At 45.8% G+C, this 16,494-nt stretch carries 10 protein-coding genes and 1 pseudogene; 8 read left to right on the forward strand and 3 right to left on the reverse strand.

Annotated features, from left to right (window positions below; translation table 11 throughout):
- Window positions 1-34: 34 nt before the first annotated feature.
- Window positions 35-1,033, reverse strand: coding sequence for a C40 family peptidase (locus H539_RS0109720; RefSeq protein WP_026693368.1), 999 nt, complete (start codon window positions 1,031-1,033; stop codon window positions 35-37).
- A gap of 265 nt (window positions 1,034-1,298) precedes the next feature.
- On the opposite strand from H539_RS0109720, the gene H539_RS30130 reads away from it, so the two are divergent.
- Window positions 1,299-5,108, forward strand: a complete 3,810-nt coding sequence (locus H539_RS30130) for a PA14 domain-containing protein (RefSeq protein ID WP_051348529.1) — start codon at window positions 1,299-1,301, stop codon at window positions 5,106-5,108.
- A 414-nt stretch (window positions 5,109-5,522) separates the two neighbouring features.
- On the opposite strand, the gene H539_RS0109740 is transcribed toward H539_RS30130, so the two are convergent.
- Both H539_RS0109740 and tagD read right to left on the reverse strand, forming a co-directional pair.
- Complete coding sequence (locus H539_RS0109740; RefSeq protein ID WP_026693369.1) at window positions 5,523-6,695, reverse strand: CDP-glycerol glycerophosphotransferase family protein; 1,173 nt, start codon at window positions 6,693-6,695, stop codon at window positions 5,523-5,525.
- Complete coding sequence (gene tagD / locus H539_RS0109745; protein ID WP_026693370.1) at window positions 6,688-7,083, reverse strand: glycerol-3-phosphate cytidylyltransferase; 396 nt, start codon at window positions 7,081-7,083, stop codon at window positions 6,688-6,690. The genes H539_RS0109740 and tagD overlap by 8 nt, the downstream gene beginning before the upstream one ends.
- Window positions 7,084-7,568: 485 nt before the next feature.
- Here tagD and H539_RS28240 point away from each other — a divergent pair.
- From H539_RS28240 to H539_RS0109780, 7 genes and pseudogenes are all read left to right on the forward strand, one after another.
- Window positions 7,569-8,813: pseudogene (locus H539_RS28240) on the forward strand (CDP-glycerol glycerophosphotransferase family protein); the annotation flags it as partial.
- Between the two features lie 59 nt (window positions 8,814-8,872).
- The gene (locus H539_RS0109755) at window positions 8,873-9,601 is read left to right on the forward strand and encodes a WecB/TagA/CpsF family glycosyltransferase (RefSeq protein WP_026693371.1); all 729 of its coding nucleotides are present in this window, start codon (window positions 8,873-8,875) and stop codon (window positions 9,599-9,601) included.
- Between the two features lie 404 nt (window positions 9,602-10,005).
- Window positions 10,006-11,091: a glycosyltransferase family 4 protein gene (locus H539_RS28245; protein WP_245602153.1), complete on the forward strand. Its 1,086-nt coding sequence runs from the start codon at window positions 10,006-10,008 to the stop codon at window positions 11,089-11,091.
- A gap of 295 nt (window positions 11,092-11,386) precedes the next feature.
- Window positions 11,387-12,892, forward strand: a complete 1,506-nt coding sequence (galT, locus tag H539_RS0109765) for a UDP-glucose--hexose-1-phosphate uridylyltransferase (RefSeq protein ID WP_026693372.1) — start codon at window positions 11,387-11,389, stop codon at window positions 12,890-12,892.
- 110 nt (window positions 12,893-13,002) lie between these two features.
- Window positions 13,003-14,181: a galactokinase gene (locus H539_RS0109770; RefSeq protein WP_342664007.1), complete on the forward strand. Its 1,179-nt coding sequence runs from the start codon at window positions 13,003-13,005 to the stop codon at window positions 14,179-14,181.
- 12 nt (window positions 14,182-14,193) lie between these two features.
- Window positions 14,194-15,192 carry a UDP-glucose 4-epimerase GalE gene (gene galE / locus H539_RS0109775; protein WP_026693374.1) on the forward strand — a complete coding sequence of 333 codons (999 nt, stop codon included), beginning with the start codon at window positions 14,194-14,196 and terminating at the stop codon, window positions 15,190-15,192.
- Window positions 15,192-16,271 carry a M24 family metallopeptidase gene (locus H539_RS0109780; RefSeq protein WP_026693375.1) on the forward strand — a complete coding sequence of 360 codons (1,080 nt, stop codon included), beginning with the start codon at window positions 15,192-15,194 and terminating at the stop codon, window positions 16,269-16,271. Before galE ends, H539_RS0109780 begins: the two co-directional genes overlap by 1 nt.
- The last annotated feature ends 223 nt before the right edge of the window (window positions 16,272-16,494 follow it).

Below are 16,494 nucleotides of genomic sequence, written 5' to 3' on the forward strand. Positions count from 1 at the left end.
CAGCATCGCATCATCGATTATCTGCCTGTATTCATCAGAATAATCGCTTATATCCTAAAAGTCTATTTTTATAATAAGAAACGTTCACAGAAGTAATTTCAATGCCTTTATCCGAGTTGGCGTGGATAAACTGGCCATCTCCCATGTAAATGCCCATGTGGGAGATTTCTTTACCCCCGGTGGTGCCAGAAAAGAACACCAGGTCGCCAGGCGCCGGGACCGACACAGGCTTACCAGTGGAAAAATAGCTTGCGGAAGACTGTCTTTGAATCTTGTATCCTGCCTGATTATAGACATAGTAGACAAATCCGCTGCAGTCAAAACCGCTTGGAGTGGTGCCTCCGTATACATAAGGAACTCCTATATACTTTTTTGCTTTATTAAGGAGGGCATTCACATTTACAGCTGGATCCTGAACAGCCGGTTTCGGTGCAGGTGCAGCGGCCCCAGTACTGTTAGCCTGCGGAATGGCCAGCACCTGTCCCGTGCTGATGCTTTCCTTTGTCAGCTTGTTGGCGGCAGTCAGGTCGGCTACTGTCACCTTAAAGGCAGCAGAAATTTTCCACAGGCTGTCGCCTGCTTTTACTGTATAGGCCAGTGTTTTGGCAGGTGCCTGATGAACGGGTGCCGGTTTCACCGGGGGAGCAGCTGCCGGCTGTGAAACAATCAATTTCTGCCCGAGCTTGATTGTATCATTATTGAGGCTGTTCCATTTTCTAAGATCTGTCGATGATATTTTGAATTTTTTGGAGACTTTGTCGAGGGTGTCCCCCTTGACGATGACATATGTAAGCGGGGCTTTGGCTTCTGAAGCAGGAGCTTTATCAGGAACCTGCAGGAGCTGCCCAATTTTAAGAGAATCGCTTTTTAATTTATTCAAATCTTTTATTTTCGCTGTAGTCGTAGCATGGTTCTGTGCAATTTTACTGATTGTATCGCCCTTTTTTACTGAATATGTGCTGGCGAAGGCCGATGGGATAAAACTGCCGGTTATTAAAATGGAAGCAGTCAGTGCAGCAATCGTTTTCTTCAATGAATCCACCCCCGAAATAATTTCCTCTTTTACATCATTCTACATAATCTTTCATTTTTACAATATTACATTTGTGTTACAAAAGGCGAAAAAAAGGGGAAAAATTCGTCATTTGACCGATATTACAGTCGGATATGGAAAATCCCTTATTTTAGATTGGACAAAATCAGGCAATATGTCCTCTTTTTCAACAATCTATTAACTTTTTTGTAACTTTTTAGCATACTATTAGAGGATGGTATGTTAGTAATAAATAGGGAGAGGATTGTTTACTATTAAATTAAAACTTCTATTTGCCTCGGTTTATACTTTGTCATTGGCCTTTGTTTTTTCGTTTTTCCTTCATGGAACTAATGCCAGCGCGAGTGAAACGTCATGGAGCGTCACTTACTATCCCACGGATCACCTGACAGGGACACCTGTTGCGGCATCTGCAGTGAGCGTGCTTAATTTCAACTGGGGAATGGAAGCACCAAATTCCAAAATCCCAAAAGATAATTTTTCAGCGAAGTTTGAAAAGAAATTAACAGTTTCACAGTCTGGCAGCTATACCTTCTCGGGAAGAGTGGACGACGGCATCCGCATTTATGTGGATGGAGTGAAAAAGTACGAGTACTGGAAGGATGGTGTACGAGATTATTCGGCCAATATTTCCCTTACAGCCGGAACTCACACCATCAGAGTGGATTATTATGACCGCGGAGGAAAAGCAGCGATCAACCTCGCGATCACACCGCCGCACGTACAGCCGGCTACCCCGACAGATAAGTGGCTAGCTACCTTCTATCCGACGGACCATCTCACAGGATCTCCGGTTAACACTTATTATAGTGAGTTGAATGAGGCATGGGCCGCATCGCCGATTGCCGGAATTCCAACCGATAATTTCTCTGCAACTTTTGAACGGAAATATGCGGCTTCATCAACAGGAATCTATACGTTCTCCGGAAGAGTGGACGACGGTATCCGGATTTATGTGGATGGAGTAAAGAAGTATGAGCTGTGGAAAGACGGAGTAAGAGATTATTCAGCGAACATTTCCCTTTCAGCCGGTACTCATACGATTAAGCTGGAGTACTATGACCGCGTAGGGAGAGCAGCAATCAACCTTGCGATCACACCGCCGCACGTACAGCCGGCCATCCCGACAGACAAGTGGCTCGCTACCTTCTATCCAACGGATCATCTCACAGGATCCCCGGTTAACACTTATTATAGTGAGTTGAATGAGGCATGGGCCGCATCGCCGATTGCCGGAATTCCAGCCAATAATTTTTCCGCCAAATTTGAACGGAAATATACGGCATCCAAAGCGGGGATTTATACGTTCTCCGGACGAGTGGATGATGGCATCCGGATCTATGTGGATGGAGCGAAAAAGTATGAGCTGTGGAAGGACGGCGTAAGAAACTTTACATCGAACATTAATCTTTCAGCCGGAACTCATACGATCAAGGTCGAGTATTATAACCGCGGAGGAAAAGCAGCGATTAATCTCGACATCACACCGCCGCATGTGCAGCCGGCCATCCCGTCAGATAAGTGGCTTGCGACGTATTATCCGACAGACCATCTGGCAGGTGCACCGGTCAATCATTATTATGCGGACCTGAATCTGGCATGGGCTGCCGTGCCGGTTGCCGGAATCCCAGCCGCCAACTTTTCTGCCAAGTTTGAACGGAAATATACCTCATCTACAGCGGGAACTTATACATTCTCCGGACGAGTGGACGATGGTATCCGGATCTATGTGGATGGAGTGAAAAAGTATGAGTACTGGAAGGACGGAGTAAGAAACTTTACATCAAATATTTACCTTTCAGCCGGAACTCATACCATTAAGGTGGAGTATTACGACCGCGGAGGAAAAGCAGCGATTAATATGAATATCGCGCCACCGCACGTGCAGCCGGCCATCCCATCTGACAAATGGCTTGCGACGTATTACCCGACTGACAACCTTACTGGAACTCCAGTCAATCAGTATTATAATGATTTGAATCTTTCTTGGGCTGTTTCCCCGATTGCCGGGATTCCATCTGATAATTTTTCAGCAAGCTTTGAAAGAAAATGGATAGCCGCTACAACAGATACGTATACCTTCTCAGGAAGAGTGGATGATGGTATCAGAATCTACGTGGATGGAGTAAAGAAATATGAATACTGGAAAGACGGAGTAAGAAACTTTACGGCGGATATTGCTCTGACTGCTGGAACTCATACTATCAGGGTCGAGTATTATGGACGCGGCGGAAAGGCTGCTATCAATCTGGATATTAAAAAGCAGCACATTCAGCCGGAAGTCACATCAGATAAATGGATGGCGACTTATTATCCAACCATTGATTTTGGGGGAGACCCGATCAATCAGTACTACAGCGATATAAACTTCTCCTGGAGTGCTTCACCGATCGAGGGCATGCCGGCGGATAATTTTTCAGCGACATTTGAAAGAAAACTATTAGTCACTGAAACTACTAAATACAGATTTTCAGGAAGAGTGGATGATGGCATCCGGATTTATGTGGATGGAGTCAAAAAATACGAAATCTGGAAAGATGGAGTAAGAGACTACAGCACTGATATTACGATGTCAGCCGGCAATCACGATATTAAAATCGAATATTATGACACAGGCTCCAATGCAGGCATCACTCTGAATATGGAGCCTGTATCTGCGACAGACAGCTGGTCAGCTTATTATTATCCTTCTAGTAATTTAACAGGTACACCAGCTATTGATATGGCGGAAAATTTGAATTTTTCTTGGGGATCAAGCCCTCCGGCACCTCAAGTATCAGTTTCGAATTTTTCAGCGAGATTCACTAAGATCATCTCTGTACCATTAGAAGGAAAATACAAGTTTTCCGGACAGGTGGGCAATGGCATCCGAATTATTGTGGATAACGCAACCATCCTGGATAATTGGACAACTGGTCAGAAAAATATCAATACAGATGTCAATCTGACTTCAGGTCTTCATACCATTGAGGTGCAATACTTCAATTCTTCCAGTCAGGCCGTTCTGGACCTTAATCTGGACAGAATGGAAATCAAGAAGGTCAGTCAAACAACTGCTTATTCGTATACACTGCAATCGGCAGTGGATAAGCAGGTGAAATATGCAAGCCCGCAGACGGATAAGAGCTACGACACGTATGTCAACGCAGGAGCTTTCTCTTCTGTCACTACATCAGGCTCTACCACAACCGGAATTGTAGGGCCGGGATCAAACTGGAACGTTAGAAGCGGAACTGATACAAGTTCATGGATCTTTGGCGTGATAAAGCCAGGTCAAAAGGTCACCATCCTGTCTGATAAAATCAAAGCAGCTAACGGAGGAGACTGGTATAAAATCAGCTATAACAGCTGGAAAGACGCACCGCCGACAGATGTAAAATCTTATATGGATCCAAATAATATAGCGGCTTCATCACCAACGTTCTATCAGTTCCTGAAGCTTTCCGGAAGTGCCGGAACCAATGCATATGAAGTAAACTCAACAATCTTAACAGCAGCCAAAGCAGGCGTATTAAGCGGAAAAGCCCAGGTATATCAGCAGGCAAGCCTTGATTACAACATCAATGAAGTATACCTGATCTCCCACTCCTTACTGGAAACAGGCAACGGAAAATCCGTTCTTGCAACGGGTGTGAAAGTTAAATACAAGCTTGATTCAAACGGACAGAAAATCTATGTGAGCGGCAAGCCTCAAGTATCTGTCGTCACAAGCGGCTCATACGATGCCATCGTCTACAACATGTACGGCATCGGAGCCAAGGACAGCTGCCCGCTCGACTGCGGAGCCCAAAAAGCCTTTGACGAGGGCTGGTTCTCAGTAGATGCCGCCATCCGCGGTGGAGCCCAATTTGTCGCTGAAAACTACGTATTTAAAGGGCAGGATACCCTCTATAAAATGAGATGGAATCCAGAAGCCCTAAGCAGCGGGAACCCTACCCACCAATATGCGACAGACATAGGCTGGGCAAGCAAACAGACAACCAGATTCTACGAGCTTTACAGCATGCTCGAAAGCTACACCGCCGTATTTGATGTACCGGAATATTTGAATTAATGAGAGAGACACAGTCCTTTGGGGCTGTGTCTTTTTTTGTGGTTGTGGCAGAGTACAAGGGAAATGGTTTTGGGATTGAGAATCTGGAGATTGGGTTGTGTGAAGATAGGGAGAGATGGAGAAAAACTATTAGAGTTGAGGCGGAAAATTGGGTGGAGCAAAATTGAGGGGTACTGGAGCAAAAAAGACCATAGCCTGAGCAAAAAACTGGGTTGGCGGAGCAAAACCAGGTGGATCTGGAGCAAACACCTCTCAGCGATGAGCAAAAAAACCGGGTGGAGCAAAAAAGCGGGGCAGCGGAGCAAAAAAGGGGTTAGCCTGAGCAAAAACCGAGGACAACGGACCAAACTTCCAACCCAGCACAATCCCCATATAAAAAAACCCCACAAAAAAAGGAGGCCGCAGCCTCCCTTATCAATCCCTATCCTTAAACAGAAACTCAACCAAATTCCTGCTGGAGTTTCCCCGCGAATAGGTATTCCATTTTTCTTTGTATTCGATGATTTTTGCAAGGTCCCAGGAGTTCTGGTTGATTACTTCGATGATTTCAGCGGTGGAGCTGACGATCGGTCCGGGCATGGATGTTTGGTAGTCTTCCCAGAAGCCCCGTTCTTTTGTGTAGTCCTCCAGGTCGTAGGAGTAAAAGATCATGGGTTTCCCCAAAATGGAATATTCAAATGGGATGGACGAGTAATCTGAGATCAGCAGGTCGGTGATGAGCAGGAGCTCGTTTATGTCCCTGTGACCGGACAGGTTGTAAAGGAATCCTGGGTAGCTTTGTTCATCCAGCTCTGCGGCAATCACTGCTGGATGAAGTTTTAATAGTAAAACACAGCCTTGGTCTGCGAGTGCTTCGTGCATCTGCCGGACATCCAGTGCCAGCTTTCTGGATGTGAGGTCGCTGTCCCTGTAGGTGGGTGCGTAGAGGATCACCCTTTTACCCTGGAATTCAGGATACTCACGATAGAGGTTCTGGATGACAGCTGTTTTTTCTATTTCATTATAGAAAAAGTCAGTGCGCGGCACTCCGGTTCTGATCAGGCTGGAATCCGGGGATCCGAAGCTTTCTTTGAAGATATCTGCCATGATTTCAGATCCGACCGGGATGTATTGGAACTCTTTGTAGACTTGTTTGAATCGGTCTCTTGCCCTCCTGCTTCTGTCTTTGATGGAGGGATCTTTGAGCCCGAATTGTTTGATGGCGCCAGCTGCATGCCAGACCTGGACCCGTTTTACCTGGGGCCGGAAGGAGGCAGCTGAAAGAAAGGCGAAATAGTTGTCCACTATAATAATAGAAGAAGTCGCCAAATGGTAGATGGATGCAAAAAAGTGGGCGATATTCTTGCTTCCGTAATTAAAGACGATGGTATTCCCATCGTCTTTAAGGTCTGCTCTGGAGTTTTTCGTATTCAGGAATACGGTTTTATACGGGATTTTCTGCGCCTTCATTTCATGTAAGACATATAAGCAGTTGTCTCCGAAGGATGAAACAAAGACTGCTTTCTTTTGTAAGGGAAAGCAGCGGAAAATCAGGAAAAGAATTCTGAATACGAGCAGGTAGAGGCTGATTGCAGCTTCTCTAGCCATTTACCTTCAGAAGGTCTTTTTTAATTTTAGTAGTAGAAATGCCCACAGTCCGCGGCAGATAGACTACTTCGCAATACTCTTTTAATTCGTCGAATTTGCCTTCCCAGTCATCGCCCATAACAAAGATATCGACGCCTTCGCGGATGATATCATCCTTTTTCTGCTCCCAATTTTCTTCAGGGATTACCTCATCTACGTAACGGATGGATTCAAGGATTTTCTTGCGGTTTTCAAAGCTGTGGTACGCTTTTTTATTTTTAATGTCATTAAATTCATCTGTAGAAATGGCAACAATCAAGTAATCTCCTAAAGCCTTAGCTCGCTGGAGAAGATTGATATGACCCCAATGAAGGAGATCAAAGGTGCCGTAGGTAATTACTTTTTTCATTTGAATTCCTCCTGCCCAACAATAATTACTATTTATTTTTCAGGTCCATTCATGACAATATGCGACATTTGGAAGGATGGGTGCGTTCCTATAGTTTTAAGATACCTATAGCCCGGTCCCTGTATAATTAAACAAAAATATATCCATAAAATCTTTACATAAATGATATTTTACTTGTTTTTAAGTTTACATACAAGTAAATACCGGTTCATTTTGTGGTTTTAGCAAGAAAATTGCTGGAAGCTTAATCAATAATTTCATGCTTTCGCTGACAGTTCTCCACATATTTCGCTATAAAAAGGGTGTTATTGCTAGTCTTCCCCTGAGCGGTGTCTGAATACCTGCTATATATATGCAAAACCCGCTGGTTTGCATGGGTGGTGTTCTTCCTGAGAGGCGAGATATTTTTATTAATTTTATGTTAAGATAACTATAAGGAAAAATGTTTTGGCAGGAAGGATATGCAGATGGAAACAGCGGCAGATAAAAAACCAACAAATAATAAGTTGTCTTTAGCGGCATCCTTAAAAAGAAAAGCAGGTTCACTCGCATCACGGGTGTTTAAAATGATCTTTAAGTTCTCCGGGAAGCTTCCGGTTAAAAAGGACGTGGTCATTTTTGAGAGTTTTCTTGGAAAGCAGTACAGCTGTAATCCAAGGGCTATATACGAGTATCTAAAGGAAAACCATCCAGAGTATAACATGATCTGGAGTGTGGATAAGCGTTATTCCAAAGAATTCGATGAACGGGGCATCCCTTATTACCGGCGCCTTTCATTGAAGTGGATGCTGAATGTCCCAAGGGCGGCAGTCTGGGTTTCCAACAGCAGGATGCCTTTATGGATCCCAAAGCCTGAGCATACAGTGTATCTGCAGACCTGGCATGGAACTCCATTGAAGAAGCTCGCGGCTGATATGAAGGAAGTGCACATGCCCGGCACCGAAACCGATAAATACAAGAAAAATTTTATTGCGGAAGCAAGCAAATGGGATAATCTCATCTCTCCCAACCCGTATTCCACAGAGATTTTTTCAAGAGCCTTCCAGGTTCCGCAGGAAAAAATCATTGAGTCCGGCTATCCGAGAAATGACATCCTTTATAAAGGAAATACCCCTGAAAAGATCCAAGAGATTAAAAACCGCATCGGAATTCCAGCCGGAAAGAAGGTTATCCTTTATGCCCCTACCTGGAGGGATGACCAGTTCTATTCTATAGGCCGTTATAAGTTCGATTTGCAGTTGGATCTGAACCAAATGAAGCAGGAGCTGGGCGATGAGTATGTCGTTCTGTTAAGGCTTCACTATTTGATTGCGGAGGATCTGGATCTTTCTCCATATGAAGGCTTTGCTTATAATCTGTCCAAGCATGGCGATATCAATGAGCTTTATTTGATTTCTGATCTGCTGGTTACCGATTATTCGTCTGTATTTTTTGACTTTGCCAATTTGAACCGTCCAATGCTGTTTTATGTGTATGACATAGACAGCTACAGGGACAAGCTGAGAGGGTTTTATTTTGACTTTGAATCCCAGTCTCCGGGTCCTCTTGTGAAGACGACAGGAGAGCTGATCCAAGCCATTCGGGGAGTCGAAGCAAGGGGCTTTGAACCTGATCCATTTATGGAGGAGTTTTATAACCGCTTCTGCAGCCTTGAGGACGGAAATGCTTCACAGCGGGTAGTGGAGAAGGTCTTTGCTCCCTCGAAAAGAGAAAGCCGTATGCGCGGCTGAGCTGGTCCGCCTGCGGCTGGCTTTTTTTACAGGAAATAAGGAAAAAGGATGAAAATGATTTGGATGCACATCGAGTTACCATATTAGACATCCCCTTTATAGGAGGCACCAGGGAGCAGTTTATTCAAAAAGAGCTCCTGCCGAGAATAGAACACAAGGAAAAATGCTTCATCGTTACAGCCAACCCGGAAATTGTTGAGTTCGCCGTGTCAGATGAGGACTATAAAAAGCTTGTATTATCTGCGGACTTCGTTGTCCCGGACGGAATCGGAATCATTGTGGCCTCCAAAATGATCGGCCAGCCTCTTGAAGAAAGGATCACAGGGTTCGATATCCTGAATGATCTGCTGGCTCTCGCCGACAGAAAATCTCTCAGCGTATACATGCTGGGTGCGCAGGAGCATGTGATTCAGAAGGCTGCCTGGAAAGTAAAAGAGCTTTATCCTCATTTAAAGCTGGCAGGATTTCATCATGGCTTCTTTAATTTAGAAGACGATTCCTTTGCCAGGGAGATAGCGGAGCTTAAGCCGGATTTAATCTTTGTGGCTACAGGGGCTCCAAGACAGGAAAAATGGATCGCAGCCCATATGGATAAATTTGATAAAGGAATTTTCATGGGAGTGGGCGGATGCTTTGACATCCTCGCCGGCGAGGTGAAAGGAGCTCCGGAATCCTGGAAAAGGCTGCATGCCGAATGGCTCTACCGCCTGCTGCGCCAGCCTACAAGATGGAAGAGGATGCTCGCCATTCCGCGTTTCCTCCTCAGGGTGGCTAAAAACAGGCCATAAAAGCTGTAACTTTCTTGCATAAGGAACGTCTAATTTTAAGAAAAGCATTAAACCTGTCTGTACCCTGCCGATATAAGTGATAGCATCCGACATAATGCGCGGATGTTTAGGTTAAGGTAATCTTAAGGTTTCTAAAATAAGCTAAAACCTGCGCTGTTCCTACATAGTAACCGGTCAGAAATCACTAATCCCTGTAACAAAAAAGACAGGTATATGACAGAACTGGGCGTAATTCTTCAAAATGCTTCATTGTGTAAAATAATCATGGAGAAATATGAAGAAAACCTTTATAATGTGTAGTTAGGAAAAGAAAATCCATTATAATTGGTATAAATGACCATGTAATGCAAATATGTTACAGATTGAGAAGATTGGGTATTTATTTTATACATTGAGGAAAAGAGGTGAGTGCCTTGCTATTGCTGTTCGTCTTCTCTGCAGCCCTGATTATTTCGCTGATTGTAACTCCGTTCGTCATTCGTTTTGCACATAAGGTGGGGGCGACAGACAAGCCTAACAGCCGCAAGGTGCACATCGCGGCCATGCCGTCAGCCGGCGGACTGGCGATCTTTATCAGCTTTATCGCTGTTTTGTTTTTCGTCCACCCGGATGCACCATATGAGTACAATAAAATCGCCATCATGGCAGGCGCCTTTGTCATTGTACTGGTCGGCCTGCTGGACGATATTTATGAAATAAAAGCGCGGACCAAGCTCGCGGGCCAGATTGTTGCAGCCCTAATTGTCGTTTACTGGGGCGGCATTCAGGTTGAATATATCAACCTTCCGTTTGACGGCCAGCTGGACTTTGGCATCATGAGCATACCGATCACTATCTTCTGGATTGTCGGCATCACCAATACGATCAATCTGATTGATGGTCTTGACGGCCTTGCAGCCGGTGTCTCCTCCTTTGCCCTTCTCACCATTTCGGGAATGGCCTTGATTAAGGGAGACATGTTCGTTGCTGTAACGGCGCTGATCGTAACGGGAAGCACCCTTGGCTTCCTGAAATTCAATTTCTTCCCGGCAAAGGTGTTTATGGGGGATACAGGAGCGCTGTTCCTTGGATACATCATCTCTGTACTGTCCCTGCTGGGTTTCAAAAACGTAACCTTTATTTCATTGGTCGTACCAATCATTATCCTGGGCGTTCCCATCTCTGACACATTCTTTGCGATCATCCGTAGAATTGTGAATAAGCAGCCGATAGCCGCACCGGATAAATCACATCTTCATCACTGCCTGTTAAGGGTAGGATTCAGCCATAAGCAGACCGTGCTTCTCATCTATGCACTTGCTGCATCTTTCGGACTTGCCGCTTTAATATTCTCGATGTCCACAGTATGGGGAGCCATCCTCTTCGTTGCCATCCTGGTCATCGCAATCGAAATATTCGTAGAAAAAATAGGCCTGGTAAGCCACGATTATAAGCCGCTGCTAAAAATGCTGAGCGCAAGCAAAGGCGTAAACGCAAAAGACCGACCGTAAAACCCTGGCCCTTGGCCGGGGTTTTTTTGCCTTTAAAAAACACATATTAGTGTTTCCTGATTTCTTCATTATTATACATCGAGCAGGGAGGATCAATTCGGATAAGGTCAAGCGCTGAGATCAAAGCCTGTCCGGAAGAGAACGCCATCACCCCTAAAAAATAATGGGCTCTTCTATCAAAATACAACAATCTAAATATATTCATTGTAATTTTCCAAAGAAAGCACTATCATGGAGATAAGATAATTAATTAATTTAATTAAGTTTGAAATATTAACAGAAGAGGTGTACGCAGATGACGATATACCAAAATGTTCAGGGGTTGCTTGAATATGGAGTGCAGCAGGGGCTTTTGGAAAGAGAGGATCTGGTATATTCCCGCAACCGTCTGATGGAGCTGCTTAGGCTGGATGATTGGAGAGATTGTGAGGGGGCTTCAGGGGAACTTCATGAGCTTTTAAATTCGATTTTGAATTGGGCATTTGCCAATAAGCTTCTTGAAACAAATACCCTGACTGAACGGGATATTTTTGATACGGAAATCATGAACTGCCTGATGGGGCGTCCGTCTGAGATTGTCAAAGAATTTAGGGAGAATTACAAGGAAAGTCCGGATAAGGCGACAGACCGATATTATCACCTTTCTCTTGCCTCCAATTATATCCGGAAGGACCGGGTGGCAAAGAATCTTGAATGGAAGACGCCGACACCGTATGGGGAAATTGATATTACCATCAATTTGTCTAAGCCGGAGAAGGACCCGAAAGAGATTCAGATGTTGAAAAGTGCCCCGCAGAGCTCGTATCCTAAGTGTGCATTGTGCAGGGAAAATGAGGGATACAGAGGGAATCTCAGGAATGCGGCCAGGGCGACGCACAGGATCATTCCCCTGTCGCTGAACGAAGAGAACTGGTTCCTGCAATATTCTCCGTATGTGTATTACAATGAGCACTGCATTGTGTTCAGGGCCGAGCATGTGCCGATGAAAATCAGCGGTGACACGTTTAAACGCCTGCTCGAGTTTACTGAGCAGTTTCCTCATTATTTTGTCGGATCCAATGCGGATCTGCCGATTGTCGGGGGTTCCATTCTGACTCATGACCACTTCCAGGGAGGAAGATATGAGTTTGCGATAGAGCGGGCGGCAACAGAGGAGCCGGCTGTGCTGGAGGCTTTTCCTTCTGTCACGATCTCACGGGTTAATTGGCCGATGAGTGTAATCCGGGTCCAGGGGAGCAAGGATGAAGTGAAGCAGGTGACAGAATACATCTGGAGAAGCTGGCAGACGTACAACGATGAAGAAGCCGGAATCCAGGCATTCAGCGGGGAAATACCGCATAATACGGTGACACCGATTGCCAGGAGGCGCGGAGATCTGTATGAAATGGATGTAGTATTGCGCAATAACAGGACATCCAAAGAGCATCCGCATGGCATCTTCCATCCTCATCAGGAGCTGCATCATCTTAAGAAGGAGAACATCGGGCTGATCGAGGTCATGGGTCTTGCCGTCCTTCCGGGAAGGCTTTCAGAGGAGCTGAAGATCACCTCATACTACCTTGTCGAGCAGCGTCCGAAAGAGAACTGGGACGAGTCGGTGCTTAAACATTGGGACTGGGCACAGGAAATCCTCAAAAAACATGCAGATATTACTACTGAAAATGTGGAAGGAATCATTCAGGCAGAAGTTGGAGCGGCATTCCAGACCGTGCTCGAGCATGCGGGAGTCTTTAAACAGACACCGGAAGGAACCCAGGCATTTCAACGGTTCATTCAGCACCTGAAAACTCACTTGAAATAAGGCAGGGCGCCTCTTTGGGAGGCGGCTGCTTTTGATTCATAACTTTATTAGTTAATTTAATTAAGTGGAAACTATTACCCTATACATTTTACAAAAGGAGGAAGGCTGAAATGATGAATACGATTGAACTGAAAAAATTGTTTAAAGAGCACTTTGGCTATGATGAAGGGGCAAGGATCTTTTTTGCACCGGGACGTGTCAATCTAATCGGGGAGCATACAGATTATAATGGCGGCTATGTGTTCCCGGCAGCACTGACTTTTGGAACCTGGGCAGCTGCAGCACCGCGGAAGGACGGTACGTATCGCTTAGCTTCAGCTAATTTTCCTGTAACCGCTTCACTTACGACAGCTGAGGAAATCACCTTCCGTAAAGAAGATGACTGGGCCAATTATCCAAAGGGCGTGCTCAATGAATTACTTCTCCTAGCGGATGAAAAGGAAATCTACACAGGAGCCGATATCCTGTTTTATGGGAATATCCCGAATGGTGCCGGCCTTTCTTCCTCAGCAAGCATCGAGCTCGTAACCGGTCTTGCGCTAAGCAGGCTTACCGGGCAGGACATTGAGATGCTTGAGCTTGTGAAGCTGGGGCAGCGTGCGGAAAACCGTTTCGTTGGAGTGAACTGCGGCATCATGGATCAGTTTGCTGTGGGCATGGGAAAAGAAGGCCATGCGATGATGCTGAAATGCGATACTCTTGATTTTGAGTATGTACCGGTCAAGATTGATGGCTATAAGCTTGTGATCACCAATACCAATAAAAGACGCGGCCTAGCGGATTCTAAATATAATGAACGCCGCAGCGAGTGCGAGGAAGGTCTTTCCATCCTTCAGCAGAAGCTGCCGCAAGCTGTGAATTTAGGAGACGTGAGCCTGGAGCAGTGGGAGCAGGTTAAAGACAGCATCGAAAATGACGTCATCCGCCGGAGGGTGGAGCATGTGATAACAGAAGATGATCGTGTGCTTTCTGCGACAAAGAGTCTTCAGGAAAATGATCTGGAGGAATTTGGCCGTAAGATGAAGCAGTCTCACGAGTCTCTTCGTGATTTATATGAAGTGACAGGCTTCGAGCTTGATACTCTATTTGAGGAAGCTTCGAAAGTCGAGGGCTGCATTGGCACACGGATGACAGGAGCAGGCTTCGGAGGCTGCAATGTGAGTCTCGTGAAGGATGAAGCGATTGAAGCATTTAAAGAGCAGGTAGCGAAAAATTACACAGAAAAAACGAATCTTGTTCCAGATTTTTATGTATGTGAAATCGGCGACGGAGCAAAGGAAATTATTTAAGGGGGAAGGATCATGGCAGTATTGGTAACGGGCGGAGCAGGCTACATCGGCAGCCATACGGTTGTGGAGCTGCTCGCTAAAGGCGAAAAAGTCGTTGTCATCGACAATTTGGTAACAGGCCACGAACAGGCTGTCACAGGAGGTACCTTTTATCAGGGAGACCTGCGTGACTCTGCATTTTTGGATTCTGTATTTGAAAAGCACGAGATTGAAGCGGTCATCCACTTTGCGGCAAGCTCCCTGGTGGGCGAAAGCGTGTCCGATCCGCTAAAGTATTATGATAATAACTTATTGTCTTCCCATTCTCTTGTGACCGCCATGCTGAAGCATGATGTAAAAAAGATCGTGTTCTCTTCGACGGCTGCCACATATGGCGAGCCGGAACAGATTCCGATCCAGGAAAGCGATGCGACAAGCCCGACAAGTCCTTACGGGGAAACGAAGCTTGCCATGGAAAAAATGTTCCGCTGGTGCGACGGAGCCTACGGCTTGAAGTCCGTGTCGCTGCGATATTTCAATGCGGCAGGCGCCCATCCTGACGGCATCATCGGTGAGGATCATACTCCTGAAAGCCATTTAATTCCGATCATTCTCCAGGTCGCTCTTGGACAAAGGGAGCAAATCGGCATTTTTGGGGATGATTATGCGACAGAGGATGGAACCTGCATCCGCGATTACATCCATGTGATGGACCTGGCAAATGCCCACTGGCTTGCGCTTGAGCATCTGCGTGCGCAAAATACGAGCGATGTGTTTAATCTGGGCAATGGGACTGGCTTTTCGGTAAAGCAAGTCATCGAAACCAGCCGCGAGGTCACCGGACATGAGATCCCTGAAGCAGTAAGTCCAAGGCGCGCGGGCGATCCTGCCATCCTGATAGCTACTTCTGAAAAAGCACAGAGAGTGTTAGGCTGGAAGCCGCAGTACAATAATTTAAAGACCATTATTGAGACAGCATGGAACTGGCATCAGGCGCATCCGTACGGCTATGCCGAAAAGGAGCAGAAGTAATGGACACAGCGATTGATAGAGTACGTGGATTTATCAAAGAAAATGGCATCGATGGAGTCTTTTTCAGAAAGAGAAACAATTTTTCCTGGCTGACCGGCGGGAAAGTGAATCATATTGTCAATACCACAGAAAATGGAGTGGCCGATCTTTTCATCACTTTGGACCAGAAATACTGCATTACCTCCAAAATGGAATCAGCCCGTATCCATGATGAAGAGCTTGAGGGTCTTGGCTTTGAATTCATCACGCCGGAATGGTATGAAGATCAGGATGCGGTGGTGCGTAAACTGGCAGAAGGGAAAAAGACAGCCAGCGATGTTCCATTTGAAGGATTCACTGATTTCGGAATGGCGCTTGCCAGTCTGCGCTTTACGCTGTCACAGGAGGAGCAGGAGCGCTACCGCTGGCTCTCTCAAAAGGCAGCGAAGGCAGTCGAGGCCACGACACGTGAAATTGAACAGGGCTGGACAGAGTATGAGATCGCTGCGCATCTTGGGGCAAAAGTGGTCAAGGACGGAATCAATCCCCAGGTCATTTTGGTTTCTACTGATGACAGGGTATATAAATACCGCCATCCGATTCCAACGGCCAAAAAGCTCGACAAATATGCGATGATTGTGATCTGTGCGGAGAAATGGGGACTTGTGGCCAATGCGACCCGCTTCGTCCACTTTGGTGAGCTTCCCCAGAATCTGAAGGAAAACAAGCAAAAGCTCGTGAAAATCGACCTCGCCATGAATACGGCAACGAGGCCGGGAGCTGCCATCAAGGATGTGCTGCAGCTTGGATTTGATATGTACAGGGAGGTGGGCCATGGAGATGACTGGCGCTTTTTGCATCAGGGAGGACCGACCGGTTATGCATCCCGTGAATTCCTTGCTGTGCCTGGAGTAGAAGGAACCGTACAGCTCAACCAGGCCTTCGCCTGGAATCCAGCAATCCAGGGCATTAAATCTGAAGATACGATCCTTGTAGGCGAAAAGGAAAATGAATTTTTGACCCACACCGGTGAATGGGTGTATATAGAGGCAGAGCATGAAGGAAGGACGTATCTGCGTCCAGACATTTTAATCCGCTAAAACATAGGGGCTGTTCAGCAAGTCGGGTAAATCGGCTTGCTGGATGGCTTTTTTTAATGTCCTTACTCTAGGAACCAAAGGTAAAATAAGGGGAGGTTTTACCGTTAAATCCAAAATGGAGGTCAGTTCGGGGAAAATAAGGGGAAGATTTCCCCTTATTTTAAAAAAACCCTTCCGTTTTTAACTTTTCAGGGTCGATAAAGGGAATTTCTCCCTCTATTTG

Origin of the sequence: Peribacillus kribbensis DSM 17871 (genome assembly GCF_000430765.1) — a bacterium.
GTDB classification, from domain to species: Bacteria; Bacillota; Bacilli; order Bacillales; family DSM-1321; genus Paraperibacillus; species Paraperibacillus kribbensis.